Source organism: Vibrio sp. Vb1980, assembly GCF_033338615.1.
In the GTDB taxonomy this organism is placed as follows: domain Bacteria; phylum Pseudomonadota; class Gammaproteobacteria; order Enterobacterales; family Vibrionaceae; genus Vibrio; species Vibrio alginolyticus.
The window spans coordinates 446,304-471,312 of record NZ_JAWOSZ010000003.1 but is presented as its reverse complement, the minus strand read 5'-3'; the positions used below and the strand labels follow the sequence as shown (position 1 = coordinate 471,312).

The window sequence follows — 25,009 nt, the reverse complement described above, 5'->3', positions numbered from 1 at the left end:
TATCTTCTTAAATTTGTCTAAATTCTGGATAAAAAAGCATAAAAAAAGGCCTGTATCTTGTTGGATACAGGCCTTTTTTGTGAATTTCTTTCGCTCAGCAGCCTGCCCCAACATGTGTCGTGTCGGTAATAATAATGGTCGTGGTCATTACTACTAGGCTGTTAGATGGCATAAATAAATATTCAACGTTAATTGTGTTTGCTTAACTCTACGTTTACCGAGTTTCTGATACATAGTCAACAAAAAATTGTTTGTTTTTCCATCTTTCAGAGAATTCTGCTAAGCAATGTCATTGATATTTATAGTTAATTACACATTATTGATCATTTAAAAATCTACAGTTAGTTTTTGTAAAGGACTTAACCATCATCACCAGTTCGGTTTTTTATCTAATAACTAGTCTGATCTTTGCCATAAAACGTACGATCAAATAATTCGAGAGGGTTGTGACACATAACAACAACTTAACTGTGACTTATGTTCATAGGATCGAATTATTTAGAAAATAGGTGAGCTAGCTTTCATATTCTATGCTTTAATAGTGAGAAGCTTTGGGCGCATACTAATAAAAAAGTTGACACAAGGAGTGGTGAACATGAAAAGAGGGCTTTTTCTGTTGCTGTTTTTTGTTCCTGGTGTTTGTCTAGCAAACGAGCTTCCGCCGCTTCCAGGTAAAATATCCCCTTCTCCTCATAAACTATTCATTTCCAGCGACAGTTATCAGTCTGACAGTTTTGATGTTTGGAATATCGATACGGGTTACGCTTACGAACTTTTTGATTCGGTAGACGTTTATGTCGGTGCGCGAGTCAATAACTCTCCTACCAAAAATCAAAGTGGTTTTTTGAGTGGGATCAGCTATCACTTTAATGATCGTGTCACGCTGAAAAGTACAGTTCGCTCTTACAAGAATGAAACAGCGGAAGGTATTCGCCAAGACGACAGTAGCCTCGCGGCTGAAGTATCAAGTCGCGTAAAAATTACCGATAAACTGGATCTTCACGCGACTCTTGATTACCAAGATTGGCAACAAGGCTTTGAGGTTGGTTTAGGCTTTCGTTTTTAGAAGTCCAGCTTTTGCTTAGAAATCAACACACCGTTCCAGTCCGCGTAAACGTAGTGCTTAGGTTGAACGATTTGGTTTTGCATCGTTAAGGTTACGTTTACCTCTCCTATCCCGCGTTTCTCTGTTTTAAACGGGTTAGTTCCAAGAGCTTGAACGCCAATGTCCATTTGAGATATTTGTGCTACGTCGCGTATTGCACCATAGACAATGATACCTTCCCACCCATTTTCTATTCCGAGTATCGCTAATTGATCGCCGAGTAATGCTCTCTGACACGATCCATGTCCGTCAACAATCAATACTTTACCCGTTCCATCTTCGCCCAGTACTTCACGCACTTTCGAGTTATCGTGATAGCAGCGCACCGTAACGATTTCACCGTAAAAAGCGCTACGTTGACCAAAGTTCTGCAATGGTAAAGTAAGCAAGCTCACTTGGTCTTCAAATTGGTCACAAATATCGGGTGTAATGTCTCTCATATTTCCTCCGTGAATTTTCTCACCCAAGCGGTGCTTCAGTGAGCAGTATCCTTTTCTATACCTTCTATACGAGCCGAGGTTTAATGGAGCCTAACGTATGAAAAACTTTCGGCTGCGAGCACGCAATAAGATAAAGTTGGTCATTAATGACGTAATAAATCGCGTTTTGTTGAAAGTCACTCGCCAATTCAACGGCTACCTCTGGCGACAACTCGACGGCAAAGCTTTCCTCATACCATGTAAAAGCGCTATCACCTACCGTGACAGGCGCGTAATTAACGTGCTGTAGCTGTTTTTCTAACGCGTGATTGTTTATGCTGTTCTCTTCTTTGGACCTCAAGTTACTGTATGGGTTCCAAGCGGTTATCACAGCATAGTTTGAAACACGCCACTCGGCTTCGAATCTGAAAAAAGATTCTGAATAAGCATTCCATAACGATGCGTCTATGTTCTTATTACTTTTTTCTATCATAAGTCTTAAACGATTAATAACAGTTACATTTCATCAATTGATATAAATCAACAAACTGAATGGAATTAACATTTGAGCATTGTTAGCATGCTGTTAACAATATAAAATCCGCTCAATATCTTAGGGTGTTTACGTTTCAGGCCCCACTGAAAGCAGGAAATGAAAGGTAAACAAGCCCTTTAGAATAAACGTCGCCATTGGATACTGGTGAGTTGGCAAAATTCCATGGAGGGCGGATAACTGAAAGAAGTGTTTTTTTGATCAACTTGATTTATTATCAAAATCACATTACCTGTATGTTATATTTTTGCCTAGAATTTATTCTATTAGCACAATTTTGTCACAAATTTAGGTACCGCCAATGCAAACCCCGCAGATTCTTATCGTTGAAGATGAGCAAGTAACTCGTAACACTCTTAAGAGTATTTTTGAAGCAGAGGGATACGCTGTTTTTGAAGCCAGTGACGGTGAAGAGATGCACCAAGTGTTGTCTGATAACTCAGTCAACTTGGTTATTATGGACATTAATCTTCCAGGCAAGAATGGCCTTCTACTAGCGCGTGAATTACGCGAGCAAGCGAACATTGCTTTAATGTTCCTGACAGGCCGTGACAATGAAGTAGACAAGATCCTAGGTCTTGAGATTGGTGCAGATGACTACATCACTAAACCATTCAACCCACGTGAACTAACTATTCGTGCACGTAACCTACTTAGTCGCTCAATGAGCTCTAACGCGGTGCAAGAAGAGAAGCGCTCGGTAGAAAAGTATGAATTCAACGGTTGGGTACTAGACATCAACAGCCGCTCTCTAGTAAGCCCTGCTGGTGATAGCTACAAGCTACCTCGCTCTGAGTTCCGCGCATTACTGCACTTCTGTGAGAACCCGGGTAAGATTCAAACTCGTGCAGATCTTCTTAAGAAGATGACTGGTCGTGAACTTAAGCCACACGACCGTACTGTAGACGTAACGATTCGTCGTATCCGTAAGCACTTTGAGTCTGTTTCAGGTACGCCAGAAATCATCGCCACTATCCACGGCGAAGGTTACCGCTTCTGTGGCGATCTAGAAGACTAGATTTAACCGCTAATATGCAAAGGGCTTGCTCATTGAGCAAGCCCTTTTTGTTTTAGGTCTAACGACTAATGCAACATCATTGCGGTTAATAAACCTTGTTAATCTTCACGTACTTTTCGACTAACCAACGCTGTTTACCCGCATCGTCTAGAAGCACTGCGATATCAACCGATTTTTCTGTGTTCACATCAATGTGAGACGAGAACGCCACCTCCCATCGGCTTTCACTGTGCGTTCGAGTATCTAAAGACGCACTGTCCACCAACCACTCTTTTTGCCCCTGTTTAATAATAAGAGCTTCTGCCGTTAGATTTGCAGGAAGTAACTGATCTCCTTCGAGGTAAAGTGCACCTTGAATACTTTGCTCTTCCACGTCCCCAATATTCGGCATGAGGTTCACCCATAAATTACTTTTGAGCTCAACATTAACCTCATTAATCGTAATCTGACTGTTTTGTTGCCAATTCACATTTGGAACGGAACTACAGCCTGCCATCAATGCCATGGCTAATGCCAATGGTGCGATTCTTTTCATGTTATTTCCTTTGTTCCAACCAACTTTTGAGGACTTGAATATCGTTTTGGTATTCATTTTTGATCTCTTCAACCCAGTCTGAAATGTTTTCCCACCATGCTGGCATATCGGGCGATTGCGCTTTTTGCGCCACACTTTGGATACGTTTCAGGCCAATTGAACCTGCAGCACCTTTGATTTTATGCGCTTCAGAAACAATCCCATCTTGATCTTTCGCTGTCATGTTCGAATCTAAGACATCGATATAGTCTGGCATCATATCTTCAAACATTTTTATGCTGTCGTAGACAGGTTTTGCACCAACAATGTCGACGTAAGACTCTAACATATCCATATCGAGCAAATGTGTCTCAATCACAGGAGAAGGCACTGGCTCTTCCACTGTTTCGGGACCGCTCACCACTTCCTTAGGTTGTTCTAACTGGTGAGCGAAGAATTTATCAATCACTGACTGAATAGCATTCACTGCCAGCGGCTTACTGATCGCATCATCCATGCCGTTATCTAAGTATTCACGACGATCTTTCATTACATTAGCAGTTAAGGCGACCAATGGAGGAAGATTGTTATAATGCTTGCGGTAATAATTGGCGACATCAAAGCCCGTCATATCAGGCAGTTGGATATCCAACAACGCTAAGTCGTATTTTTCTGGCACAAAGTTCACTAACGCTTCTTGGCCCGTCATTGCCACGGTGACAGAGTGCCCTAGGCTCTCTAGTAACGATTTAGCCACAGTTACGTTAAGCTCGATGTCTTCGACCATAAATATGTTGAGGCGCACATTGTCGCGTTTCGCATCAATGACTGGCTCAGCTAGTTCAACAATCGGAACGTGGATCGATACAGTAAAAGTGCTACCAAAGCCTTCCTCACTGGTAACCGTAATGTCACCATCCATCATATTGATCAGTTGCTTAGATACCGCCAAACCAATACCTGTACCGACCGCATGCAGGTTGTCCTTGCCTGATTTCACTTGGTAGTACATCGCAAAGATCTTATCTAGCTCTTCGTCTGGGATACCAATACCTGTGTCTTCCACTTCCATAATAATGGTCGCAAAATCGTCTTCGACATCCGCGCTCACTGTCATCACAACGCCACCTTCCTTGGTGAACTTCATTGCGTTGCTGACCAAGTTCCAAATCACCTGACGTAGACGGGTTGCATCCACTTCAATTGCTTTTGGCAAGTCGCTTAAACGTTCTAAGTCAAAGCGTAACCCTTTTTGTTCCGCCATCAGAGCTGAGATACTCTCAATCTCTGCGACGAAGTCTTCGAAGTTAAGTGGCGCAGGTAATAGTTCTAACTTACGGCGATCAAATTTATCCATATCGATAATATCGTTGAAGATGTTACCTAGAGTAATCGCACTCACATTGATGGTCTGCATGTGTTTACGCTGCTCTTCTGTCAACGGACTATCTAGAAGCATACGACTTAAGCCTACAATGCCATTCAGCGGCGTTCGCAGCTCATGACTGATGGTTGAGATGAAGGTAGTTTTGTCGCGGCTTGCTTTCTCTAACGACTCTTCATGGCGCTTACGTTCAGTGATATCACGACCGAACCCAACGAGACCAAGGTGGCGGCCATCTTTGCTGTAAAATGGCACTTTACGCAGCTCAAAGTAATGCTTGCGACCATCTGGGTATTCGAGCCATTGCTCGTAAGTAATTGCTTGATTATCGGCAAAAACCTTTTGGTCAGTATCAACGATATGCTCGGCGATTTCTTTGCTATACACATCCCAAGGGCTTAATCCGACTAACTGGTGCTCTTTCTTGCCCGTTAGCTCTTCCATCGCGCGGTTACAGCCAGAGAAAACACCATCCGCATTGCGGTAGTAAATTAAGTCTGGTGAGGCATCAATAAATGAACGCAGTAATGCGGTACGTTCTGCCAACTCTAATTGAGTACGTTCGCGTTGGAACACCTCATTTTCGAGGTCTTGCATCGCCTCTTCACGTGCTTCTTCCGCTTTAATACGCTCTTCAATTTCTTGGTTAAGCTTTTCAATGTTTTGTTGAAGTTGGTAATTCAGCTCTTGATCTCGCGAACGCATGTCCTTCAGTTTGGACACCAGCTTAGTTAAACGCTGGCGAGACTCTTCTAGTTGATCGACAACCACAGAGAGGAAGTAAACCGCCCAAGGGGTGATCAATAGACCAAAAAACACCGAACGGACAATGTCGATATCATCTACTCGCCCTTTGAGAGCTAAAGTAATCCCTACCTGCACCACAACAGCTAATGCCACCAGCGCAAGGGCTAGCAAAATAGAGAAGCGAACAATCCCCAGTTTGACTAGCAAGTCGACATAATACTGGGCGAGATTTTTCATGGGTTTCATTAACTACTCCATGGTGGTGGCTAGATAGCGCCATTCGATGATGAAAAACAGGTAAATGCACTCGACCTAACGCAATTTAGGTCTGTTTGATTAGTGAAAAACACACGGTGCGATCTGCTCTTGTGATACGAGATAAAAAGATAAACCAACGAGCGCACAGGCTTGTGTAAGTTTAACGTGTTTAATACGGTGATTTAAACAATCAGCTATCAACTTAGAGCAAGCGGTCACAAAGCGTTAGCAAGAACTGGGGTGAATACAAGTGCGATTACGTCCATCAGCTTTAGCTTGATATAACGCACTGTCAGCCATAGCGATGCCCATTTCGGGTTCATCACCATGCTGAGGAATGTAAGAGACCAGACCGATACTGACGGTAAGGCGTTCAGATGCTTCTGAACTGTCGTGTTCCATATCAAGCTGTAGAATTTTCTCATGAATACGCTGTGCTACGTTGCGCGCACCTTCCGTGGTGGTATTCGGCAAGATAAAACCAAACTCCTCGCCACCATAACGCGCAACACAATCCGAAGAACGATTGATGACTTGTGTAAACACGGTAGCAACACTGACTAACGCTTCATCACCTTGTTGGTGACCGTAACAGTCGTTGTAATCTTTGAAAAAGTCGATGTCACATAACATGATGGTGAGCGGCAGCTTTTCTCTAGCATGGTGGTACCACAATACCTGCAGCTGTTCGTCGAAACGGCGTCGGTTCGATACTTGAGTTAAGCTATCCATAAAGCTCAATTTTTCTAACTCTAGGTTGGCTTTTTCCAACTTTTGTTCTGCAAGATAACGCTCAGAAATATCACGCGCCATGATCAGCACACCATTCGTTCCTGATGCTTTATCTTTAAAAGGCGATTTCACCACATCAAACCACGTACTTTTACCATCACTACTCACGACTTTATCTATGTATCGAACTGGCTCTAACTGGCGTAATGCTTCTAAGTCACTGTCTGCTAAGCGCGCGTACATCTCTTTAGGAATCACGTCTTGGAGGCGCTTACCTATCAAATCAGAAATTTTTGAAATTCCTAACGCCTTAACAAAAGGCTGATTACACGCTTGATAGACCATGTTCTCATTGAAAATACCAATAGAGTCCGGACTGGCATCCAGAATCGTTTGTAAGATAGTATCTCTTTGCGCTAGCGCCACCTCTGTATCTTTGCGACGCTCCATTTCATCTCGCAGATTCTGTTGCATCTTGTGCCATTCAGTCACGTCATGACTAATAGACAGCGTACCGATAAGCTCACCACTCGGCGAAACAAGAGAGTTTTGATTGACTTCCAGTAAGCAACTTCGACCTTGTGGATCCGTTGTCCATTTACGTTCGCTTTTTCTGGTCATCTCACCCAAGGTCTTGGATGCGCAAGCTTCTTCCCTTCGCCCTTGCCAGAATTGATCAAATGCTCGATTGGTCGTTAACAGATTGCCTTGGCGGTCTTGGGTACAAATCAGCTCTGAAAGTGAGTCTAATGCCGAACGTGCGATGATTAATTGGGCAAGTTCTTGTTGCTGCTCTTGGTGAGTGGCTTGATATGGCTGAGCATAAAGAATCCAAACTCGATGATTGCGCAATAAACTCTTTCTGCCTGACAGCTCCACTTTAATAGATTCACTATCAGATAGTCGCCAGTCAAAAGCCTGCTGACGAAAATGACGACTAGAGAAGCGATCGAGAAACTGCTCAAGCTCATGAATATCGAATAAAGCAGGATACAAATACCCCGTTCCCAAAGAGCGAATGCCTAATAACTGCATCGCAGCCTGGTTAGATAGCAAGAGCTGAGCATGGCTAGTGTCCACCACTATGACTGGATAGGGAGAATCCGTTACTAGTTGCTTAAGTGACGTCTGAAAGTGCAAATAGATCAGTGCTAACGCGCACACGCCTGCGATTAACAACAAGACGACATAGCCATAACCGCCTTGACCACCCCAAAGCCAATTGAGTAACTGATCCATCGTTTAAACCTTCAAAGAACACTGGTTAAAATATATCAGTTATTTATTGAGCGATCTGCTATTAATTCCGGTTTAGTATAGATAAAGGTATTCCCCGTAAGACTCCCTTGAGCACCATGAGCACTGAGATCTCGACCAATTTCCGTCATCGCTAGCCAACGGTTTTCACACCACAGAGGCGATAATAACGTGGGCCTCCTGGCTGCTGATGAAACGCGATGATAAATCACATCTGGTGGTGTCATACGAATCATTTCACTGGCGATCGCAACATATTCTTCTAATTCAGGGGCTTCTAGCTTTCCAGCACGCCAAGCTTTCGCCATGGTGCTACCTTCGACAATATGCAAGCCATGTAACTTGATGCCATCCGTTCCCACGGCCAACACTTTTTGCAGCGTTTCAATATTTTCGGCGCGGGTTTCTTTGGGTAAACCCACAATTAAGTGAGTACAAACCTTGATTCCGAGTGTTCGAGCACGCTTAGTGATTTCGGCATAACACTCAAAGTCATGACCACGATTGATACGTTTGAGGGTGTCGTTGTTGGCGGTTTGAAGACCTAGTTCTAGCCAAATTTCATAACCTTGCTGTACATAGCCCGACAGTAAATCCAATACCGCATCAGGGACGCAATCAGGACGCGTCCCCACACAAAGACCAACCATGTCTGCAGCCTTTAGTGCTTCCTCATACATGTTTTTGAGAACTTGTACTTCTGCATAGGTACTGGTGTAGGCCTGAAAATAAGCGAGATACTTCTTCGCTCTGTGAATTTCACCTGCGCGATCTTTTAACTGTTCGTGAATGCTTTTTATCTGGACTTCTTCATCTGCAAACGAAGCCACATTGCAAAATGTACATCCTCCCCGCCCAATCGTGCCATCGCGGTTAGGGCAACTAAATCCACCGTGCAATGTTAACTTATGAACCTTTTCACCGTATCGACGCTGAAGATCTTGGCCGATTGTATTGACCAACTCATGTAACTGCATAAATTCTCACCAACAATAAATCGTAATCAATCTCACTACGATCTGTGTAAATAAATTACATCCCTGCAAGAAAAAACACACAATATTAATCAATTCAAACACCCATCATGCAGGTCAAAATCAATAAACTTGCATAATTAAAGACAAAAATCGTTCATGTTGCGTGAATGTTAAACTAAAAATGCATAATTAAACGAAAAAATTGGGTCACAACGCCGACTTTTTCATTGCATTCTGAAGTGACAAAATTGTAGGATACTTACACAACCCCGTTATTTTTGTGACTTTTATTACAAAGCACACTGCGGGATTTGTCGGTGTTATCCCACTCCTACCTATATAAATCACTAGATAGTGATAATAAATAAAGGGATACCACCAAGGATTGTTTTTCTCGCAAAACTTTTCCTGCGAGATACGGAAAGGAATCAAGACCGGTCAACCTAGATCGGTGGCGATAATAAATATAAAGGACAAGACGTAATCAATAGTCTAGGTAGTATTTGCTGCCCGGTACTTTTGCGTCGACATTGAACTGGAAGGATGTATCTATGGTAGATAGAGAGCAAAATCCACAGGGTCTGTACACTCCGGAACTGGAGCATGACGCTTGTGGTATCGGTTTTGTTGCTCACCTTAAAAACCGTAAATCTCATGAAGTAGTGACTCAAGCATTGGATATGCTGGCTCGCATGGAACACCGTGGTGGTCAAGGTTGTGACCCATGCAGCGGTGACGGTGCGGGTATCTTGCTACAAAAACCTCATGAATTCCTATTAGAAGAAGCCGTTAAGCTAGGCATTAAACTGCCTTCGTTTGAAAAGTATGGTGTTGGTGTCGTTCTTTTCCCGAAAGACGAATACAAACGCGAACAATGCCGTGACATTCTAGAACGCAACGCACAGCGTCTAGACCTTGAAGTTATCGGCTACCGCGTATTACCAACCGACAACTCCATGATTGGTGCCGACCCTCTAAGCACAGAGCCTCAATTTGAGCACGTGTTTATCTCCGGCGGCCCTGGCATCACGCCTGAAGAGCTAGAGCGCAAACTGTACGTACTTCGTAACTATACTGTACGTGTTTGCCTAGAAAGCGTTTCGAACATTGGTGACGACTTCTACATTAACTCAATGTCTTACAAGACATTGGTGTACAAAGGTCAGTTAACGACCGAGCAAGTACCTCAGTACTTCCTTGATCTGCAAAACCCGACCATGGTGACTGCACTAGCACTGGTACACTCTCGCTTCTCTACCAATACCTTCCCGAAATGGCGTCTTGCACAGCCTTTCCGTTACATTGCCCACAACGGTGAAATCAATACAGTTCGCGGTAACTTGAACTGGATGAAAGCCCGTGAAGCAATTCTAGAATCAGACCTGTTTACTCAGGCTGAAATCGACATGCTTCTTCCAATCTGTCAGGAAGGCAGCTCAGATTCATCTAACTTTGACATGGCACTTGAGCTCCTAGTTCTTTCTGGTCGCAGCCTGCCACACGCATTGATGATGATGATCCCAGAAGCATGGCAAGAAAACAAAAACATGGATCCTAAACGTCGCGCGTTCTATCAGTACCACGCGAACATTATGGAACCATGGGATGGTCCAGCTTCAGTATGTTTTACTGATGGTGTTCAAGTTGGTGCGACACTAGACCGTAACGGTCTGCGCCCTTCTCGCTACACAGTGACCAAAGATAACTTCCTAGTGATGGCATCTGAATCTGGTGTTGTGGATATTGAACCAGAGAACGTAGAGTTCCGCGGTCGTCTACAGCCAGGTCGTATCTTCGTTGCAGACCTAGAGCAAGGTCGCATCATCTCTGATGAAGAAGTGAAAGACACCATCGCAACAGCGCAGCCTTACGAGAAGTGGGTAGAAGAAAACCTACTGAGCTTGAAGAAGCTGCCAGACGCGAGCAACCAGTTCAGCCAGCCTAAGCCAGAACACCTTCTACACCGCCAACAAGCGTTTGGCGTAAGCACTGAAGAAGTGAACGAAATCATCGTTCCAATGGCGAATGATGCGAAAGAGCCATTATCAGCAATGGGTGCCGACTGGCCTCTTGCGGTTCTATCTCATCAATCTCAGCATCTTTCAAACTACTTCAAGCAGCTGTTTGCACAGGTAACTAACCCACCGATCGACCCGATCCGTGAGCGTATGGTTATGTCGCTGAACACTTACTTGGGTAAAGACCAAAACCTTCTGACTGAAACACCACTTCACTGTCAGAAAGTCGAATTAGAATCGCCGGTTCTGGCGAACTCAGAGCTTGAAAAACTGCGTGCGATCGATAACGAGCACCTACAAGCGAAAACGTTGGATATCGTATTCCAAGCTAGTGAAGATCAAGGCAAACTTGAGCGTGCATTAAAACGTATCTGCCAATACGCAGAAGACGCGGTTATCGATGGTTATTCAATCATCCTACTCACTGACCGCGCAGTGAATTCAAACCACGCGGCGATCCCAGCAATGCTGGCAGTTGGCGCAGTACACCACCACTTGATCCGTAAAGGTCTACGTGCGAAGTGTGACATCGTGGTTGAAACTGGTGACGCGCGTGAAACGCACCACTTTGCAACGCTACTTGGTTACGGTGCGAATGCGGTTAACCCTTACCTAGTGATTGAAACCATCATTGAACTTCAACGTACGAAGAAGTTGGATCCAGAAGCGAACCCTCGCGATCTGTTCAACAACTACCGTAAAGCGATCAATGGCGGTCTTCTGAAGATCTTCTCGAAGATGGGCATCTCTACGCTACAGTCGTACCATGGTGCGCAAATCTTCGAAGCATTGGGTATCCACAAATCCGTGGTCGACAAATACTTCACAGGGACGGTTTCTCGTATCCAAGGTCTAACCCTTGATGATATCGCCAAAGAAGTACTTATCCGTCACCGCATCGGTTACCCACAACGCGAAATCCCAATTCAAATGCTGGATGTTGGTGGTGTTTACCAATGGAAACAGCGTGGTGAGAAGCACCTATTCAACCCAGAAACCATTTCTCTACTGCAAGAGTCTACGCGCAACAAGAACTACGATCAGTTCAAGCAATACGCGACTGCTGTAGATAAGCAAGGTGACAACGCGGTAACCCTGCGTAGCCAACTTGAGTTCATTAAGAACCCCGCTGGTTCTATCTCTATCGACGACGTCGAGCCAATTGAAAGCATCGTGAAACGCTTCGCGACAGGTGCAATGTCATTCGGTTCTATTTCTTACGAAGCACACTCCACACTGGCTGTTGCGATGAACCGTCTTGGCGCGAAATCGAACTCTGGTGAAGGTGGTGAAGACCCAATGCGTTTCGAGCGCAAAGAGAACGGCGATTGGGAACGCTCTGCAATCAAACAGGTGGCTTCAGGTCGTTTCGGCGTAACCTCTTACTACCTAACTAACGCTGAAGAGCTACAAATCAAGATGGCTCAAGGCGCGAAGCCAGGTGAAGGTGGTCAGCTACCAGGCGATAAAGTAGATGACTGGATCGGTGCTACACGTCACTCAACTCCAGGCGTTGGCCTTATCTCGCCACCGCCACACCACGATATCTACTCAATCGAGGATTTGGCTCAGCTTATCTATGACTTGAAGAACGCGAACCGCGCGGGCCGTGTAAACGTGAAGCTGGTATCGGAAGCTGGCGTAGGTACGATCGCTTCTGGTGTAGCGAAAGCGAAAGCGGACGTTGTACTTATCGCTGGTTTCGACGGTGGTACAGGTGCATCACCAATGTCTTCAATCCGTCATACCGGTCTTCCTTGGGAACTTGGCTTGGCAGAAACGCACCAAACGCTACTAAAGAACGGTCTACGTAACCGTATCGTGGTTCAAGCGGATGGTCAGATGAAGACACCTCGCGACCTTGCAGTGGCAACACTACTTGGTGCAGAAGAATGGGGCGTGGCAACCGCAGCATTGGTGGTTGAAGGTTGTATCATGATGCGTAAGTGTCATAAGAACACCTGTCCTGTTGGTATCGCGACTCAAAACAAAACACTTCGCGAGCGCTTTGATGGTCGCGTAGAAGACGTCGTAACCTTCTTCCAATACATGGCACAAGGTCTACGTGAAATCATGGCTGAACTTGGCTTCCGCACTATCGATGAAATGGTCGGTCAAGGTCAGAAGCTGAAGATTCGCCAAGACATTTCTCACTGGAAATACAAGAACCTAGATCTGTCTCCTGTTCTCCACGTTGAGCGACCACGTGAAGCTGATGGTGTATTCAACCAAGCTCAACAGAACCACAACCTAGAAGAAGTGCTAGACCGTAAGCTGATTCAAGCAGCTATCCCTGCACTAGAGAAAGGCGAAGCGGTGAATGCCGAGTTCCCTATCGTCAACACGGACCGCTCTGCAGGTACCATGTTGTCGAACGAAATCTCGAAAGTGTACAAAGATGCGGGTCTACCTCAGCCAATGAACGTGAAGTTCAAAGGTTCTGCGGGTCAGTCATTCGGTGCATTCCTAGCTAAGGGCGTGAAGTTCGAGGTGGAAGGCGACGCGAACGACTACTGGGGTAAAGGCTTATCTGGCGGTACCTTAATACTTTACCCAGATGCAAAATCAAGTATTGTCGCGGAAGACAACATCGTGGTTGGTAACGTGTGTTTCTACGGTGCAACTTCGGGTGAGTCTTTCATTCGCGGTATGGCTGGTGAACGTTTCTGTGTTCGTAACTCAGGCGCGAAAGTAGTAGTAGAAGGCGTCGGTGACCACGGTTGTGAATACATGACTGGCGGTGCAGCCATCATCCTTGGGTCAACAGGTCGTAACTTTGCCGCAGGTATGAGTGGTGGCGTGGCTTACGTATGGGATAAATCAGGTGACTTTGAGTCAAAACTGAACCCAGAGTTAGTAGACCTAGATCCAATCGAGAAAGAAGACAGAGATCTATTACTCGACATGCTAACTAAGCATGTTCAATTCACAGGAAGTGAAGTCGCTCAGTCTTTCCTAGACAACTTTGAAGTTAGCCTAGCCTCTATGGTTAAGGTAATGCCGCGTGACTACAAAGCGGTTCTTCAAAAGCGTAAAGCTGAAGCACTGTCTCAAGGAAACGAAACTCAAGTGGAGGCCGTATAATGGGTAAGCCTACTGGATTTTTAGAGCATGGTCGTGAACTACCACAGAAGATCGACCCAGCTGAACGCATCAAGAACAACAAAGAGTTCGTTCTGAACGAGGAGTTTGGTGACAAGATCAATACTCAGGCTTCTCGTTGTATGGATTGTGGTGTGCCGTTTTGTCATAACGGCTGCCCTATCGGTAACATCATCCCAGAATTTAACGACGCGGTTTATCGTGATAGCTGGGAAGAAGCATGGAACATTCTAAGCTCAACCAATAACTTCCCAGAGTTCACTGGTCGTGTTTGCCCTGCTCCATGTGAAAGTGCTTGTGTACTTGGCATCAACCAAGACCCAATCACTATCTGTAATATCGAGAAAACCATCGTAGAAACGGCGTATCGTGAAGGGTACGCCAAGCCAAAAACGCCACGTTCTCGTACTGGTAAAACGGTGGCGATCATTGGTTCTGGACCTGCTGGTCTTGCGGCTGCTGAGCAGCTAAACAGCGCAGGCCATACCGTGACAGTATTCGAGCGAGACGAGAAAGTGGGCGGTCTGCTACGTTTTGGTATCCCAGACTTTAAACTGAGCATGGAAGTCATTGATCGCAAGATCAATCTAATGGCAGAAGCTGGCATTGAGTTTAAAGTAAACCAACACGTTGGTGTTGATGTGAATGCTCAGCAGTTGCGTCAAGAGTTCGATGTGGTTCTACTAACGGGTGGTTCAACCGTTCCTCGTGATTTGCCCGTTCCGGGTCGTGAACTAAAAGGCGTTCACTTCGCAATGGAATTCCTAGGTCAAAACAACCGCCGTGCAAATAACATGGACCTGAAAACGGAAGAGATTCACGCAAAAGGTAAACATGTGGTTGTCATTGGTGGTGGTGATACCGGTTCAGACTGTGTAGGTACGTCAAACCGTCACGGCGCAGCAAGCGTAACTCAAGTGGAAATCATGCCGACTCCACCAGAGAAGCGCCCAGCCAATATGCCTTGGCCTCAATACCCAATGATCCTACGTACTTCGACCTCTCATGAAGAAGGTGTTGATCGTCACTGGAACATCTTAACCAAAGAGTTCATCGGCAATGACAAAGGTGAAGTTACCGGTCTTCGTCTAGCTGATATCGTTTGGCAAGATGCAAAACCTGGCGAGCGTCCAAGCTTCAAAGAAGTAGAAGGCAGCGAGCGTGTGATTCCATGTGATATGGCATTTCTAGCGATGGGCTTCCTACACCCTGAACCAACAGGCGTACTTGCTCAACTGGATATCGCACTAGACGATCGCGGTAACGTAGCAACTCAAGATTTTGCTACTAACCAAGAAGGCGTATTTGCTGCTGGTGATATGCGAACAGGCCAATCTTTGGTGGTTCGTTGTATCAATGAAGGCCGCGAATGTGCCCGTGCTATCGATGATTACCTAATGGGTGGCACAAACCTAGAAGCAAAAGCAGATTCACTGATGCTTTCTGCTTAACGAAGCAGTCATGCTTCTCTCTTTCAATTGCCTAATAGCCATCAGCAATATCGATGGCTATCGGTGAAGAAAGAAAACAATTCCTTCCAATCTTTCTATTTTGGCCAGCATTTTATGCTGGTCTTTTTTATCTCCCACAGAATCAAATGTTACTTTTTTGTAACAATTGATTTTCTATCTATTTGAAATCATTGAACTATTTTAGCTTATTAAATGGTAAATCGTATATTCACGTGATGATCCACTAATAACTTGACCTTTTTTACAATAAGCTATAGCTTGTGAAGTTGATGAAAATAAAACACTCAAAAAATGTTAAATATTTCACAACTTTTACTGAATAATTATACATAAAGCTATAAAGATGACGCATAGTTAGTCATCGATATCAACGTAAGCAGTGTTGATATATCTGTCGGGATGACGGATAAGCAAAGGGAGAATTGCAATGGCTCTTTATGATCCAAGTCTTGAGAAAGACAACTGTGGATTTGGCTTGATCGCGCATATGGAAGGCGAACAAAGCCACAAGCTGGTACGTACAGCAATTTCTGCACTTGACCGCATGACTCACCGTGGTGGTATCGCCGCCGATGGTAAAACTGGTGATGGTTGTGGTCTTCTATTACAAAAGCCCGATTCCTATTTACGTCTTATTGCCGAAGAAAATGGTTTCAACCTTGGCAAGCAATACGCCGTAGGGATGATTTTCTTCAACCAAGATCCAGTCAAAGCTCAACTCGCTAAAGACATCGTCAACAAAGAACTGGCGCAAGAGACGCTAACTGTGGCTGGTTGGCGTGAAGTACCAACTAATTCAGAAGTACTCGGTCCAATTGCGGCCAACTCGCTTCCAAATATTCAGCAAGTCTTTGTCTCTGCACCGGCAGGTTGGCGCGAACGCGACATTGAGCGTCGCCTCTACATCGCACGCCGTCGCATCGAGAAACAAATCACCGAAGATCCGGATTTCTACATCTGTAGCTTGTCGACTCAAGTTTTGGTGTATAAAGGCCTATGCATGCCTGCGGACTTACCGCGCTTTTATCTTGATCTTGCCGATCTACGTATGGAATCTGCTATCTGTCTGTTCCACCAGCGTTTTTCTACCAACACTCAACCGCGTTGGCCATTAGCTCAACCGTTCCGCTACCTGGCTCATAATGGTGAGATCAATACCATTGAAGGTAACCGACAATGGGCACGCGCTCGTGCTTACAAGTTCTCGTCACCACTGCTGCCTGACCTACAAACTGCAGCACCGTTTGTGAACGAGACAGGCTCAGACTCGTCTAGCCTAGATAATATGCTAGATCTCTTTTTAGCTGGCGGCATGGATATCTTCCGTGCCATGCGTATGCTTGTGCCGCCAGCATGGCAAAACCACCCTGACATGGATCCGGATTTGCGTGCGTTTTACGATTTCAACTCCAAACACATGGAACCATGGGATGGCCCAGCAGGTATCGTACTGTCCGATGGTCGTTATGCTGCTTGTAACCTAGACCGAAACGGTCTACGTCCTGCGCGTTATGTAATTACCAAAGACAAGTTGATCACTCTGGCATCTGAGGTAGGGATTTGGAATTACGCCCCAGATGAAGTTGCCAAAAAAGGTCGTGTAGGTCCGGGGGAATTACTCGTCATCGACACTCGTAAAGGTAAGCTTTGGCAGTCTAGCGAGATCGATAATGACCTGAAATCTCGTCACCCTTATCGCGAATGGATGGAGAACAACGTTCGCAAACTAACACCGTTCTCTCAGCTGCCTGAAGATCAAGTAGGTGAGCGCAGCTTTGATGAAGACTTGCTTAAGACTTATCAAAAGCAGTTTGCCATGAGCAATGAAGAAGTCGATCAAGTATTGCGTGTCCTCGGTGATATGGGGCAAGAAGCCGTCGGTTCGATGGGTGATGACACCCCGATGGCGGTTCTTTCTTCGAAAGAGCGCTTGGTGACTGATTACTTCCGTCAGAAGTTCGCGCAGGTCACCAACCCACCAATCGATCCGCTGCGTGAGAAACACGTCATGTCGCTGGCGACCAGCATCGGCCAGGAGATGAACGTCTTCTGTGAAACCGATGGCCACGCGCATCGTGTAACCTTTGATTCTCCAGTACTGCTCTATTCAGACATGCAGCAACTACTAGAGCTGAGTGACGATCATTACCGTAATACCATTCTCGATATCAACTACGACCCACAACAGAAAGATCTCAAACAAGCCATTGATGATCTGTGTGAGCAAGCAGAACAAGTGGTGCGTGAAGGCACGGTTCTAGTCGTGCTTTCAGATCGCGCTTTAGTCAAAGGCAAGCTGCCAATTCCTGCAGCAATGGCGGTCGGTGCGGTTCAAACTCGTCTGATTGACGCGAACTTACGTTGCGATGCCAACATTGTTGTTGAGACCGCAACAGCTCGTGACCCACACCAATTTGCTGTCTTGCTTGGCTTTGGTGCTACTGCGGTTTACCCATACCTTGCTTATGAAGCGTTAGGTAAACTGATTGATGATAAAGCACTAGAGAAAGACTACCGCGATGTGATGCAAAACTACCAATACGGCATCAACAAAGGCCTGTACAAGATCATATCGAAAATGGGGATCTCAACCATCGCCTCTTACCGCTGCTCACAACTGTTTGAAGCAGTTGGCTTGAGCCAAGATGTGGTCGATCTGTGTTTTAAAGGCGTCACAACTCGAATTGAAGGCGCGAATTTTGACGACTTCCAGCAAGATCTTACAAACTTATCTCGTAAAGCATGGGCGAAACGCAAATCGATTGATCATGGCGGCTTGTTAAAGTACGTCCATGGAGGTGAGTATCATGCGTACAACCCGGATGTTGTCGGCACGCTGCAACAGGCCGTTAAATCTGGCGAAAGTAACGACTATCAGAGCTTTGCTAAGCAGGTAAATCAACGCCCTGTTGCCATGCTGCGTGACTTAATGTCGCTGAAAAAATCAGACTCACCGCTGCCACTTGAGCAAATAGAACCACGCACTGAACTGTTCAAACGCTTTGACTCTGCGGCAATGTCCATTGGCGCACTTAGCCCAGAAGCGCATGAAGCACTTGCAACGGCGATGAACCGTCTTGGTGGTTACTCTAACTCGGGTGAAGGCGGTGAAGATCCTCGCCGCTTCGGTACTGAGCGTAACTCACGTATCAAACAGATTGCTTCTGGCCGATTTGGTGTAACGCCTCATTACCTGACTAATGCGGATGTACTGCAAATCAAGGTGGCACAAGGTGCGAAACCGGGTGAAGGTGGACAGCTACCAGGACACAAAGTCACCGCAGAAATCGCAAAACTCCGTTATTCGGTACAAGGCGTGACTCTGATCTCCCCTCCTCCGCACCACGATATCTATTCGATTGAAGATTTGGCCCAGCTGATCTTCGACCTTAAACAAGTCAACCCAAATGCGCTGGTTTCGGTAAAACTCGTCTCCGAGCCAGGTGTCGGCACCATCGCAACGGGCGTAGCCAAGGCTTACGCTGATCTTATTACCATTTCGGGTTACGACGGTGGTACCGCAGCAAGCCCATTAACTTCGGTAAAATACGCTGGTAGCCCTTGGGAGTTGGGGTTGGCAGAGACACAACAAGCTCTGGTTGCTAATGGTCTGCGTCATAAGATCCGCCTACAGGTAGACGGTGGTCTAAAGACTGGTTTAGACGTAGTTAAAGCCGCAATTTTAGGTGCAGAAAGCTTCGGTTTTGGTACTGCGCCAATGGTCGCTATGGGTTGTAAGTTCCTACGAATTTGTCACCTCAACAACTGTGCAACTGGGGTTGCGACTCAAGACGAGACACTGCGTAAAGAATACTTCAAAGGTCTACCAGAAATGGTGATGAATTACTTCATCGGCCTGGCAGACGAAGTGCGCGGATTACTCGCCGAACTTGGCGTTGAAAAGCTGACGGACTTGATTGGTCGTACCGATTTACTTGAGGCAGTAGAGGGATTTACAGCGAAACAGACCAAGCTGGATCTATCCAATATTCTAGAAGCTCCAGTATCACCTGAGGGCCATCCGCTATTTTGGACAGAGCCAAACAAACCGTTTGATAAAGCTGAGCTCAACCAAAAGATCGTTGATGATGCCATGCATGCGGTCGAAAACAGTCAATCGGCAAGTTTCTTCTACAATGTCATCAACACTGATCGTTCTGTTGGTGCACGCTTATCTGGCGAAATAGCAAAACGCTATGGCAACCAAGGGTTGGCGGCTTCCCCTATCAAAATCTATCTTGACGGCACCGCAGGCCAGTCCTTTGGTGTTTGGAACGCAGGTGGTGTAGAGCTTTACCTCACGGGCGATGCGAACGACTACGTGGGCAAAGGCATGGCGGGTGGTAAAGTGGTTATCAAACCTCACCTTGGCACTGCATTTAAGTGTAATGAAGCAACCATCATTGGTAACACCTGTCTGTACGGCGCGACCGGCGGTAAACTATTTGCAGCCGGTAAAGCAGGTGAGCGTTTCGGCGTACGAAACTCAGGTACGATAGCCGTCATTGAAGGTGCTGGCGATAACGCTTGTGAGTACATGACTGGCGGTATTGTTGCCATTCTTGGTGCGACAGGTGTGAACTTTGGCGCGGGTATGACTGGAGGCTTTGCCTATGTTCTGGATGAGAACCAAAGCTTTGAAGGTCGAGTCAATACTGAGTCTGTCGAAGCCATCTCATTGTCCGATCTTTACATCCACCAAGAACATTTGCGTGGCCTAATTGCGGAACACCTTGAAGAAACAGGGTCGAGTCATGCTGAAAATATTTTGGCGAACTTTGATGAATGGATTCCAAAGTTCTATTTGGTGAAACCACAAGCGGCAGATCTTCGCACGCTACTTGGTCACCAGAGCCGCAGTGCCGCAGAGCTGCGTGTTCAAGCACAGTAATCATGGAGGATGTTTGAATCATGAGCCAGAACGTTTATCAATTTATCGATGTGCAGCGTGTAGATCCTGCGAAAAAGCCTATCAAAGTTCGTAAGATCGAGTTCGTTGAAATCTATGAACCGTTTACTAAGCAGCAGGCGACTGCACAAGCGGATCGCTGCTTAGATTGTGGCAACCCATATTGTGAATGGAAATGCCCAGTCCACAACTACATCCCTCAATGGTTAAAACTTGCCAATGAAGGTCGTATTCTTGAAGCGGTTGAACTATCGCATCAAACCAATAGCCTACCGGAAGTATGTGGGCGCGTTTGTCCTCAAGACCGCCTATGTGAAGGTTCATGCACGCTTAATGATGACTTTGGTGCCGTCACCATCGGTAACATAGAAAAGTACATTACCGACAAAGCGTTTGAAATGGGCTGGAAGCCAGATATGTCCAAGGTGGAGTGGACCGATAAAAAGGTCGCAATCATTGGAGCAGGCCCAGCTGGCTTGGCTGCCGCTGATATCCTAGTGCGCAATGGCGTTAAGCCAGTCGTGTTTGACCGCTACCCTGAAATTGGAGGCCTTCTGACCTTCGGTATTCCTTCCTTCAAGCTTGAAAAAGGCGTGATGGAAAACCGCCGCCGTGTGTTCACTGAAATGGGCGTCGAGTTCCGCATGAACATGGAAGTAGGCAAAGATGTCCAAATGCAAGAGCTACTTGATAAATACGATGCTGTTTTCTTGGGCGTTGGCACCTATAAATACATGCGTGCTGGTCTAGATAATGAAGATGCGCCGGGTGTGTATGACGCGCTGCCATTTTTAGTTTCGAACACCTACAAAGTCATGGATCTTGAGAGTAACCAACCCTTTATCGATATGGCAGGAAAGAAAGTCGTCGTACTGGGTGGTGGTGATACAGCAATGGACTGCGTTCGTACCTCAATTCGCCAAGGTGCCTCCAACGTAGTTTGTGCTTATCGTCGTGATGAGGCCAACATGCCGGGCTCTCGTCGCGAGGTAAAAAACGCAAAGGAAGAAGGCGTGAAGTTCATGTTCAACCTTCAGCCTTTGGGAGTTGAAGTGGATGCGTCAGGCAAAGTCTCGGGGGTCAAAGTGGTGAAAACCGCACTTGGTGAACCTGATGAAGCGGGTCGCCGACGCCCAGAGCCCGTTGAAGGCAGCGAGCACGTTCTACCAGCAGACGTTGTTATCATGGCGTTTGGTTTCCAGCCGCACAAAATGGACTGGTTAGCACCGTTTGATGTCGATTTGGATCAGTGGGGTCGTATCAAAGCCCCTGCGAAGCAAGAGTTCCAATTCCAGACCAGCAATGAAAAGATCTTCGCGGGCGGCGATGCGGTACGAGGTTCTGATCTTGTCGTAACCGCAATTGATGAAGGACGAAAAGCGGCAGAAGGCATTCTCGATTACCTCGAAGTTTAATCTCAGCTAACCTCACAAAAAGGGTCCTGTTATTGGATCCTTTTTCTTTTGTATCCATATAATTAGAAACAAAATTATAAGAGTAAATATAATGAAAAAAGCCGCTCTCCTTTCCATTACTTTGCTCGGCTTAACCGCTTGTAGCCAAGGAGTCACAACCATGACGGATCGTTCTCAATCACCTTGTGGTGACAAACCAAACTGCGTCTCCACCCAAGACACGCGAGAAAAATACAACCTAACGCCATTTATCTTAGTTGATTCAGCGAACATCGACGCTATTGAGCAAGTTGCGCTTGAACTGCCAGGCGCGAAAACCGCGGTGAAAGAAAGCAACTACCTTCGTATCGAGTGCACATCTAAAATCATGCGCTTCGTGGATGACCTCGAACTAAAAATAGCAGGAGACCAACTGATTGTGCGCTCGGAATCTCGTGTGGGCTACTCTGACTTTGGCGTAAACAGAAAGCGCGCCGATCAATTACGAGAAAAGCTCACTCAAGCGAAGCTCATCAAATAGAAAACTGCCAACGGGGAGTGCTATACTCTCGGCCAACTAAAATATTTACTTAAAGAGAGTGTTATGAAAGTTGGTATCATCGGTGCGATGGAACAAGAAGTGACCATCCTGAAGCAAGCAATTACAAACTGCAAAACTGTAAATAAAGCAGGTTGTACGTTTTTCTCTGGTCAAATTAACGATGTTGAAGTCGTCGTACTACAATCGGGCATCGGTAAAGTTGCAGCGGCAGTGGGCACGACAATCCTTCTTGATGAATACCAACCAGACGTTGTGATTAACACAGGCTCTGCTGGCGGTTTCGATTCAAGCTTAAACCTTGGCGATGTAGTTATCTCTACAGAAGTTCGTCATCACGATGCAGACGTAACCGCTTTTGGCTATGAAATTGGCCAAATGGCCGGTCAACCAGCTGCATTCAAAGCGGATGACAAGCTAATGGACTTAGCAGAAAAAGCCCTAGCACAAATGGAAAACACTCATGCGGTTCGCGGCCTAATTTGTACTGGCGATGCGTTTGTTTGTACCGCTGAGCGTCAAGAGTTTATTCGTAAACACTTCCCGTCAGTTATCGCTGTAGAAATGGAAGCATCTGCTATCGCTCAAACTTGTCACCAATTCAACACACCGTTTGTTGTTGTGCGTGCAATCTCTGATGTCGCTGATAAAGAATCACCAATGAGCTTTGATGAGTTCCTGCCTCTAGCAGCAAAAAGCTCTTCCGAAATGGTATTCAAAATGCTGGAACTCATTAAGTAAACGACTCATTCATGGAAGAAGTTTTTCAGTCATTTTATGCCAACGGTGCGCTCCTCATTATGTGGGGTGCACTGATCTTGCACCTTTTAGTGCCAATCCCCCATTCAGCGCACCCTATCACTTTATGGCGAAAGCTAGCAGAACAGCTAGCCAACAAAGTGAACAATAATCACAATTACTCACAGAGTGTAATCTCAGGCAGTCTTGCATTAGGCTTGATGCTGTTTCCTTGCTTGATATTACTGATTGCAGTAAAGCCATTTGTTTGGCAAATCCCTTTATATGAACTGGTTCTATTGATCCTTGCGCTAGACTGGCGTAACAGCGAAACGTTAACGAAACAGCTCATCACAAGTATCTCTTCGGAAGACAAAGCTCAGTGTCGAGCATTACTGAGACCATATCTTAATCGCGATACTGGTAACCTCTCGATCGTTGGCATAGGTAAAGCTGGCTCAGAAACCCTGATTATGGGATACAGCCGCAACGTGATCGGCGTACTATTTTGGTACGCACTAACAGGTGGTATTGGTGCGCTAATGTATCGACTCACAACAGAATTAGCGCGAGTGTGGTCCCCTAGCCGACACCAATATTTGCCCTTTGGTAAACCTGTGATTCAACTGGTTGCTACTCTGGATATTATTCCACTTCGTCTCTTTGCCATACTTTTAGCTGCCGGAAAGAATACAAGTAATGTGCTCTCTGGAATACAACAGCAAGCGAAGTCTTGGCCCTTACCAGGACCTAGTTGGGTGTTATGTACTATCGGACACAAACTACAACTGTCTTTATGCGGCCCTGCTATCTATCAAGGTGTGCGTGCAGAGCGCGCAAAAATCGGTGGGCGCATTGCGCCATCGGCTATTCACCTTTCACAAATACATACGCTGCTCGTTTGGCGCGTCCTGGCTTGGATCGCAATCCAAAGTTTGCTTTTAGGAATAATTTATCAAGGATTATGATGAATAAATTATGCTTCGCATTAACGCTATTTGTTTCGACAGCGACCTTCGCTCAACCCGCTCAACGCATTATAAGTTTAGCTCCACATGCCACCGAAATTGCCTTTGCAGCAGGGCTAGGAGAGCAGCTTGTTGCTGTCAGCGAAATGAGCGATTATCCAGAACAGGCAAAGCAGCTAGAAAGAGTCTCAAATTATCAAGGAATTAAATTAGAGCGCATTATTGCTCTTCAGCCGGACTTAGTGATTGCTTGGCCAGCCGGAAACCCCGCTAAAGAGTTGGAGAAAATTAAACAGTTCGGTATTCCTATCTATTACTCCACTACAGGTTCATTAGAAGATATCGCCAATAATATCGAGCAACTCAGCCAATACAGCGAAACTCCACAAGTAGGAAAAAAGGCCGCTGAAGATTTTAGAACGCAACTGAGTACACTAAAAGAACAGTACAACACGAACGAGAAAGTTAGTTACTTTTATCAGTTGAGTGAAAAGCCTATCATCACTGTCGCCGGAAAGAACTGGCCAAGTGAAGTCTTTACTTTTTGCGGTGGTGAGAACATTTTCGCCGCATCTAGCGCGCCTTATCCTCAAGTTAGCATCGAGCAAGTCATTACTCGCCAGCCAGAGGTTTTTTTTACTTCTCGTCACGCAATGAGTAACGATGGTATGTGGGCTGAGTGGAGTAATGAGCTTCTTGCTCTTAAAAACAAACACATCTGGTCCCTAAACTCTGATTGGATTAACCGTCCGACACCACGCACATTGAACGCGATCAAGGAAGTGTGTGAGCACTTTAAAAGCGTTCGTCAAAAACGCTAACGATTTCGTGGCAAATACCGTACAATTTCCGCCCATTTTTTCTCACACTATTTAAAGGTACTAA

Annotated in this window: 17 protein-coding genes and 1 other annotated feature; of the genes, 10 read left to right on the top strand and 7 right to left on the bottom strand. The window is 45.8% G+C overall.

The annotated features are described in order from the left end of the window. Positions 1-39 precede the first annotated feature (39 nt). Positions 40-159: a sequence feature (Thr leader region), on the bottom strand. Continuing rightward, positions 95-172 (bottom strand): thr operon leader peptide, encoded by a 78-nt coding sequence (gene thrL / locus R7F64_RS08555; protein ID WP_074192076.1) that lies wholly within the window; start codon positions 170-172, stop codon positions 95-97. Its footprint overlaps the feature before it by 65 nt. 423 nt (positions 173-595) lie before the next feature. On the opposite strand from thrL, the gene R7F64_RS08550 reads away from it, so the two are divergent. Next, the gene (locus tag R7F64_RS08550) at positions 596-1,066 is read left to right on the top strand and encodes a hypothetical protein (RefSeq protein WP_017821468.1); all 471 of its coding nucleotides are present in this window, start codon (positions 596-598) and stop codon (positions 1,064-1,066) included. On the opposite strand, the gene R7F64_RS08545 is transcribed toward R7F64_RS08550, so the two are convergent. Beyond that, positions 1,063-1,545 carry a putative 4-hydroxy-4-methyl-2-oxoglutarate aldolase gene (locus tag R7F64_RS08545; protein ID WP_005381822.1) on the bottom strand — a complete coding sequence of 161 codons (483 nt, stop codon included), beginning with the start codon at positions 1,543-1,545 and terminating at the stop codon, positions 1,063-1,065. The two genes, R7F64_RS08550 and R7F64_RS08545, sit on opposite strands and share 4 nt — an antisense overlap. 64 nt (positions 1,546-1,609) lie before the next feature. Beyond that, a complete protein-coding gene (locus tag R7F64_RS08540) occupies positions 1,610-2,017 on the bottom strand; it encodes a DUF3293 domain-containing protein (protein ID WP_005381823.1) in 408 nt (135 codons plus the stop codon). Between the two features lie 361 nt (positions 2,018-2,378). On the opposite strand from R7F64_RS08540, the gene arcA reads away from it, so the two are divergent. Further along, the gene (gene arcA / locus R7F64_RS08535; protein ID WP_005381824.1) at positions 2,379-3,095 is read left to right on the top strand and encodes a two-component system response regulator ArcA; all 717 of its coding nucleotides are present in this window, start codon (positions 2,379-2,381) and stop codon (positions 3,093-3,095) included. An 85-nt stretch (positions 3,096-3,180) separates the two neighbouring features. Here arcA and R7F64_RS08530 read toward each other — a convergent pair whose 3' ends face one another. The 4 genes from R7F64_RS08530 to R7F64_RS08515 all read right to left on the bottom strand — a co-directional run bounded on the left by R7F64_RS08530 (position 3,181) and on the right by R7F64_RS08515 (position 8,964). Further along, positions 3,181-3,630 carry a hypothetical protein gene (locus R7F64_RS08530; protein ID WP_005381825.1) on the bottom strand — a complete coding sequence of 150 codons (450 nt, stop codon included), beginning with the start codon at positions 3,628-3,630 and terminating at the stop codon, positions 3,181-3,183. 1 nt (position 3,631) lies between these two features. Further along, on the bottom strand, positions 3,632-5,986 hold the full coding sequence (gene arcB / locus R7F64_RS08525; protein WP_005381826.1) for an aerobic respiration two-component sensor histidine kinase ArcB: 2,355 nt from the start codon (positions 5,984-5,986) through the stop codon (positions 3,632-3,634). A 237-nt stretch (positions 5,987-6,223) separates the two neighbouring features. Continuing rightward, entirely contained in the window at positions 6,224-7,969 is a 1,746-nt protein-coding gene (locus R7F64_RS08520) for a GGDEF domain-containing protein (protein WP_033906101.1), read from the bottom strand. Positions 7,970-8,004: 35 nt separating this feature from the next. Then, positions 8,005-8,964 carry a TIGR01212 family radical SAM protein gene (locus R7F64_RS08515; protein WP_017633631.1) on the bottom strand — a complete coding sequence of 320 codons (960 nt, stop codon included), beginning with the start codon at positions 8,962-8,964 and terminating at the stop codon, positions 8,005-8,007. A gap of 551 nt (positions 8,965-9,515) precedes the next feature. On the opposite strand from R7F64_RS08515, the gene gltB (R7F64_RS08510) reads away from it, so the two are divergent. From gltB (R7F64_RS08510) to btuF, 8 genes are all read left to right on the top strand, one after another. Next, positions 9,516-14,066, top strand: a complete 4,551-nt coding sequence (gene gltB / locus R7F64_RS08510) for a glutamate synthase large subunit (RefSeq protein ID WP_318071601.1) — start codon at positions 9,516-9,518, stop codon at positions 14,064-14,066. Beyond that, entirely contained in the window at positions 14,066-15,535 is a 1,470-nt protein-coding gene (locus R7F64_RS08505) for a glutamate synthase subunit beta (protein ID WP_213904802.1), read from the top strand. The genes gltB (R7F64_RS08510) and R7F64_RS08505 overlap by 1 nt, the downstream gene beginning before the upstream one ends. A gap of 448 nt (positions 15,536-15,983) precedes the next feature. Further along, the gene (gene gltB, locus R7F64_RS08500; protein WP_318071600.1) at positions 15,984-20,447 is read left to right on the top strand and encodes a glutamate synthase large subunit; all 4,464 of its coding nucleotides are present in this window, start codon (positions 15,984-15,986) and stop codon (positions 20,445-20,447) included. Between the two features lie 20 nt (positions 20,448-20,467). Beyond that, positions 20,468-21,880, top strand: coding sequence for an FAD-dependent oxidoreductase (locus R7F64_RS08495; protein ID WP_262639830.1), 1,413 nt, complete (start codon positions 20,468-20,470; stop codon positions 21,878-21,880). 91 nt (positions 21,881-21,971) lie between these two features. Next, positions 21,972-22,400, top strand: a complete 429-nt coding sequence (locus R7F64_RS08490; RefSeq protein ID WP_025768418.1) for a DUF1499 domain-containing protein — start codon at positions 21,972-21,974, stop codon at positions 22,398-22,400. A gap of 63 nt (positions 22,401-22,463) precedes the next feature. After that, positions 22,464-23,159, top strand: a complete 696-nt coding sequence (gene mtnN / locus R7F64_RS08485) for a 5'-methylthioadenosine/S-adenosylhomocysteine nucleosidase (protein WP_005381837.1) — start codon at positions 22,464-22,466, stop codon at positions 23,157-23,159. An 11-nt stretch (positions 23,160-23,170) separates the two neighbouring features. Further along, the gene (locus R7F64_RS08480) at positions 23,171-24,124 is read left to right on the top strand and encodes a cobalamin biosynthesis family protein (protein ID WP_318071599.1); all 954 of its coding nucleotides are present in this window, start codon (positions 23,171-23,173) and stop codon (positions 24,122-24,124) included. Further along, positions 24,124-24,945 carry a vitamin B12 ABC transporter substrate-binding protein BtuF gene (gene btuF / locus R7F64_RS08475; protein WP_199266755.1) on the top strand — a complete coding sequence of 274 codons (822 nt, stop codon included), beginning with the start codon at positions 24,124-24,126 and terminating at the stop codon, positions 24,943-24,945. Before R7F64_RS08480 ends, btuF begins: the two co-directional genes overlap by 1 nt. Positions 24,946-25,009: the final 64 nt, after the last annotated feature.

Coding starts and splice junctions, on each gene's coding strand:
- thrL (WP_074192076.1), bottom strand. CDS start 172: ATGCCATCTAACAGCCTAGTAGTAATGACCACGACCATTATTATTACC.
- R7F64_RS08550 (WP_017821468.1), top strand. CDS start 596: ATGAAAAGAGGGCTTTTTCTGTTGCTGTTTTTTGTTCCTGGTGTTTGT.
- R7F64_RS08545 (WP_005381822.1), bottom strand. CDS start 1,545: ATGAGAGACATTACACCCGATATTTGTGACCAATTTGAAGACCAAGTG.
- R7F64_RS08540 (WP_005381823.1), bottom strand. CDS start 2,017: ATGATAGAAAAAAGTAATAAGAACATAGACGCATCGTTATGGAATGCT.
- arcA (WP_005381824.1), top strand. CDS start 2,379: ATGCAAACCCCGCAGATTCTTATCGTTGAAGATGAGCAAGTAACTCGT.
- R7F64_RS08530 (WP_005381825.1), bottom strand. CDS start 3,630: ATGAAAAGAATCGCACCATTGGCATTAGCCATGGCATTGATGGCAGGC.
- arcB (WP_005381826.1), bottom strand. CDS start 5,986: ATGAAACCCATGAAAAATCTCGCCCAGTATTATGTCGACTTGCTAGTC.
- R7F64_RS08520 (WP_033906101.1), bottom strand. CDS start 7,969: ATGGATCAGTTACTCAATTGGCTTTGGGGTGGTCAAGGCGGTTATGGC.
- R7F64_RS08515 (WP_017633631.1), bottom strand. CDS start 8,964: ATGCAGTTACATGAGTTGGTCAATACAATCGGCCAAGATCTTCAGCGT.
- gltB (WP_318071601.1), top strand. CDS start 9,516: ATGGTAGATAGAGAGCAAAATCCACAGGGTCTGTACACTCCGGAACTG.
- R7F64_RS08505 (WP_213904802.1), top strand. CDS start 14,066: ATGGGTAAGCCTACTGGATTTTTAGAGCATGGTCGTGAACTACCACAG.
- gltB (WP_318071600.1), top strand. CDS start 15,984: ATGGCTCTTTATGATCCAAGTCTTGAGAAAGACAACTGTGGATTTGGC.
- R7F64_RS08495 (WP_262639830.1), top strand. CDS start 20,468: ATGAGCCAGAACGTTTATCAATTTATCGATGTGCAGCGTGTAGATCCT.
- R7F64_RS08490 (WP_025768418.1), top strand. CDS start 21,972: ATGAAAAAAGCCGCTCTCCTTTCCATTACTTTGCTCGGCTTAACCGCT.
- mtnN (WP_005381837.1), top strand. CDS start 22,464: ATGAAAGTTGGTATCATCGGTGCGATGGAACAAGAAGTGACCATCCTG.
- R7F64_RS08480 (WP_318071599.1), top strand. CDS start 23,171: ATGGAAGAAGTTTTTCAGTCATTTTATGCCAACGGTGCGCTCCTCATT.
- btuF (WP_199266755.1), top strand. CDS start 24,124: ATGAATAAATTATGCTTCGCATTAACGCTATTTGTTTCGACAGCGACC.